The organism is Massilia sp. NBRC 108631 (assembly GCF_059704565.1).
In genome coordinates, this window is record NZ_BAAKJE010000081.1 from 1 (window position 1) to 3607 (window position 3607).

Annotated in this window: 5 protein-coding genes; 3 read left to right on the top strand and 2 right to left on the bottom strand. The window is 71.6% G+C overall.

Features of this window, described 5'->3' with window-relative positions; translation table 11 throughout:
• Positions 1–185 (bottom strand): hypothetical protein (locus AC6H42_RS10175; protein ID WP_497547951.1); only part of this gene is annotated, 185 nt, incomplete at its 3' end.
• 262 nt (positions 186–447) lie between these two features.
• Here AC6H42_RS10175 and AC6H42_RS10180 point away from each other — a divergent pair.
• The 3 genes from AC6H42_RS10180 to AC6H42_RS10190 are packed head-to-tail and all read left to right on the top strand — an operon-like array spanning position 448 to position 2331.
• Positions 448–900, top strand: a complete 453-nt coding sequence (locus AC6H42_RS10180) for an Hsp20/alpha crystallin family protein (protein WP_057156307.1) — start codon at positions 448–450, stop codon at positions 898–900.
• 10 nt (positions 901–910) lie between these two features.
• Positions 911–1960, top strand: a complete 1050-nt coding sequence (locus AC6H42_RS10185; protein ID WP_497547952.1) for a zinc-dependent alcohol dehydrogenase family protein — start codon at positions 911–913, stop codon at positions 1958–1960.
• On the top strand, positions 1957–2331 hold the full coding sequence (locus tag AC6H42_RS10190) for a nitroreductase family protein (RefSeq protein ID WP_157201000.1): 375 nt from the start codon (positions 1957–1959) through the stop codon (positions 2329–2331). Before AC6H42_RS10185 ends, AC6H42_RS10190 begins: the two co-directional genes overlap by 4 nt.
• 33 nt (positions 2332–2364) lie before the next feature.
• On the opposite strand, the gene AC6H42_RS10195 is transcribed toward AC6H42_RS10190, so the two are convergent.
• Positions 2365–3607: PHA/PHB synthase family protein (locus AC6H42_RS10195; RefSeq protein ID WP_497547953.1), on the bottom strand; the 1243-nt coding region annotated here is incomplete at its 5' end.

Consider the following 3607-nt stretch of genomic DNA (forward strand, 5'->3'; position numbering starts at 1 on the left):
CCGACCGGTGCGCCGGCGCAGTACCGGGCGGCGCCGCGCGCCACGCGGATGCGGCGCGGCGCGCGGCCGGATGCCTCGCCGGCCTGGGGCAGGCAGAAGTGGCGCCCGCGGCATGTGGCGCAGGCGGAGTTCCGGCCGGGGGCGGCCGGCGCGGTTGAGGCAGCGGTGTCGGGGGCGGTGTGCATGGGGTATGGGCGCGCTCTGGCGGCGCAGCAGGGTCGCCGGTCTGATATTCAGTGTTATCCAGATCGGCGCCCGTGAACAAGGAGCCAGATCAATTTTTTGCGAAATAGGGCGCTGCGCGAGAAATTTTGCGGAAACTTGTCCCAGGTCGGTTTTGCGGCGCGCAGGCGGCCGCGCCCTGCCGCAGAATCGAGCCAGCGACACACGGGCGGGCAGCCGGCGCCCGACGCACTTTCCGGCTCCATCATCGTATAGGAGAGCACCATGGCACACCACCACCTGACCCACTTCGATCCCTTCCGCGACCTGGTCCGCGCCGATCCGCTGCGCAACGTGGAGGACTTCTTCCGCGATATGGGCTTCAAGTCCGCCCTGCGCGAGCTGGCCGCGCCGCCGCAGATCCGGATCGACGTGACCGAGAACGCGCAAGCCTACAGCGTCAAGGCTGAACTGCCGGGCATGAAAAAGGAAGACATCCTGGTGCAGATCGACGGCAGCCAGGTCACCATCGCCGCCGAAGCCAGGCGCGAGCACGAGGAAAAAAAGGGCGAGACGTTGCTGCGCAGCGAGCGCTACGTGGGGCAGCAGCTGCGCAGCTTCTCGCTGGGCCAGGAGGTGGACGAGAGCCAGGCCGTAGCCAAGTACCACGACGGCGTGCTCGAGCTGAGCCTGCCCAAGCGCGCCAACGGCGGCGCCAAGAAGCTGGCCATCGGCTGAGGCGGCGGCCATGCGCGCGATAGTGTATGAGGGGCCGGGGCAGCCGGTGCTGCGGGACAAGCCGGCGCCGCTGCTGCAGGCGCCCGGCGACGCGGTGGTGCGCATGACCCGCACCACCATCTGCGGCACCGACCTGCATATCCTGAAGGGCGACGTGCCGACCTGCCTGCCCGGCACCACGCTGGGGCACGAGGGCGTGGGCGTGATCGAGGCGGTGGGCGGCGCCGTGCGCGGCTTCGCGCCGGGCGACCCGGTGCTCATCTCCTGCATCACATCCTGTGCGCGCTGCCCGTACTGCCGGCGGGGCATGTACTCGCACTGCACCGACGGCGGCTGGGTGCTGGGGCACAGGATCGACGGCACCCAGGCCGAGTACGTGCGCATCCCGCACGCCGACACCAGCTTGTACCGCATCCCGGCCGGGGCCGAGGAGGCCGCGCTGGTCATGTTGAGCGACATCCTGCCGACGGGCTTCGAGTGCGGCGTGCTAAACGGCAAAGTGGCGCCGGGAGGCAGCGTGGCCATCGTCGGCGCCGGTCCTGTCGGACTGGCCGCGCTGCTCACGGCGCAGTTCTACAGCCCGGAGCAGATCATCATGGTCGATATCGATCCGCGCCGGCTCGAACTGAGCCGGCGCTTAGGCGCCACCCACACCGTGCGCGCGGTCGAGCGCGCCGCCGTGAAGGCGGTGCTGGAGCTGACCGGTGGCGTTGGCGTGGACACGGCGATCGAGGCGGTCGGCCTGCCCGCCACGTTCGAGCTGTGCGCCGACATCGTGGCGCCGGGCGGCGCGGTGGCCAATGTCGGGGTGCATGGCTGCAAGGCCGACCTGCACCTGGAGGGCCTGTGGTCGCAGAACATCACCATCACCACGCGCCTGGTCGACACGGCCGCCACGCCGCAGCTGCTGCGCGCGGTGCTGTCCGGGCGGCTGGACGCGGCCGGCCTGGTGAGCCACCGCTTCCGCTTCAGCGACATCCTGCAGGCGTATGCCTGCTTCGGCGACGCCGCCGCCAGCGGGGCGCTCAAGGTGCTGATCTCGGCCGACCACCTGGTTTGACGGCGTGGAGCCAGGCGAACCGGGCCCTGGACGATTTGCGCGCCGGCGCCTTCGACGGGGCCGCCGTGCTGGAGCGCGATTCGGACATCGGCGCGCTGGGCCTGGTGGATATACTCAAGCTGCGCCGTTCCCTGTGCGCCTCCATCTACGTGGCCAACCTGGCGCGCCTGCCGGCCGAGGACCACGCCGGGCGGCTGCCGCACGCGGCCTTCGACGCGGGCCACATCAGCCAGAACGTGTACCTGTTCTGCGCCGCCGGCATGGCCACCGTGGCGCGCGCCCGGTTCGACCACGCCCAACTGGCCAGCCTGATGGGACTGGGCTCGGGCCAGCGCGTGACGCTGGCGCAGACGGTGGGCTACCCGGCCTGAAGCGGACGCCGCCGGCGGCCGCGCCCGGCGGCGCTAGCGCTGCAGCACGTAGCTGCCGGGCGCAGGCGCCAGCGCCTCGCCCATGGGCGGCGGCGCAATCAGGGCGCCGGCGTGGCGCCGCAGCCAGCGGGACCAGGCCGGCCACCAGGACCCTTGATGGGTGCTGGCGGCGGCCAGCCAGGCGTCGGCGTCGGCATAGGGCGCGCCCGCCTGGCGGTGGGCCAGCTGGTAGCTGGCGCCGGCCCGGCCCGGCGGCGACACCACGCCCGCGTTGTGCCCGCCGCTGGCCAGCAGGAAGGTGGCGTCGGTGTCGGTCAGGTGCAGCAGCTTGTAGACCGAGCGCCACGGCGCCACGTGGTCGGTCACCGTGCCCACCGCGAACACCGGCGTGCGCAGGTCGTTGAGCGACACCGGCTTGCCGCCGCACTGGTACAGATTGCGCGCCAGCTCGTTCTGCAGGAACAGGCGGCGCAGGTATTCCGAATGCATGCGGTAGGGCATGCGCGTGGCGTCAGCGTTCCAGGCCGTCAGGTCGGTCTCCACCGCGGGCTGGTCCAGCAAGTACTGGCGCAGGCGGCGCGACCAGATCAGGTCGTTCGAGCGCAGCAGCTGGAAGGCGCCCGCCATCTGCGCCGTGTCCAGGTAGCCGCGCTGCCACATGGCCGCCTCCAGGAAGCTGACCTGGCTGTCGTCGATGAACAGCGACAGCTCGCCCGGCTCGGTGAAGTCGGCCTGGGCCGCCAGCAGCGTGACGCTGGCCAGGCGCTGGTCGCCGTCGCGCGCCATGGCCGCCGCCGCGATCGCCAGCAGGGTGCCGCCCAGGCAGTAGCCCGCCGCGTTGACCGCCGGCGCGCTGGTGATGGCCACCACCTCGTCCAGCGCCGCCATCACGCCGCGCAGCCGGTAGTCTTCCATCGACAGCTCGCGCTCGGCTTCGCCCGGGTTGACCCAGGAAATCATGAACACCGTGTAGCCCTGTTCCACCAGGTAGCGCACCAGCGAATGCTCGGGCGCCAGGTCGAGGATGTAGTACTTCATGATCCACGCGGGCACGATCAGCAGCGGGCCGGCATGCACCTGGCCGGTGGCCGGCGCGTACTGGATCAGCTCCATCAGCTCGTTGCGGTACACCACGGCGCCGGGCGTGACTGCCACGCCCCGGCCGGGCACGAAGCGCGGATCGGGCGGCGCGGTCGGGCCTTCCAGCATGCGGCGCCAGTCGCTTAGCGCGGCGGCGGCGCCGTTCACCAGGTTGGCGCCGCCGCGCCGCCGGGTC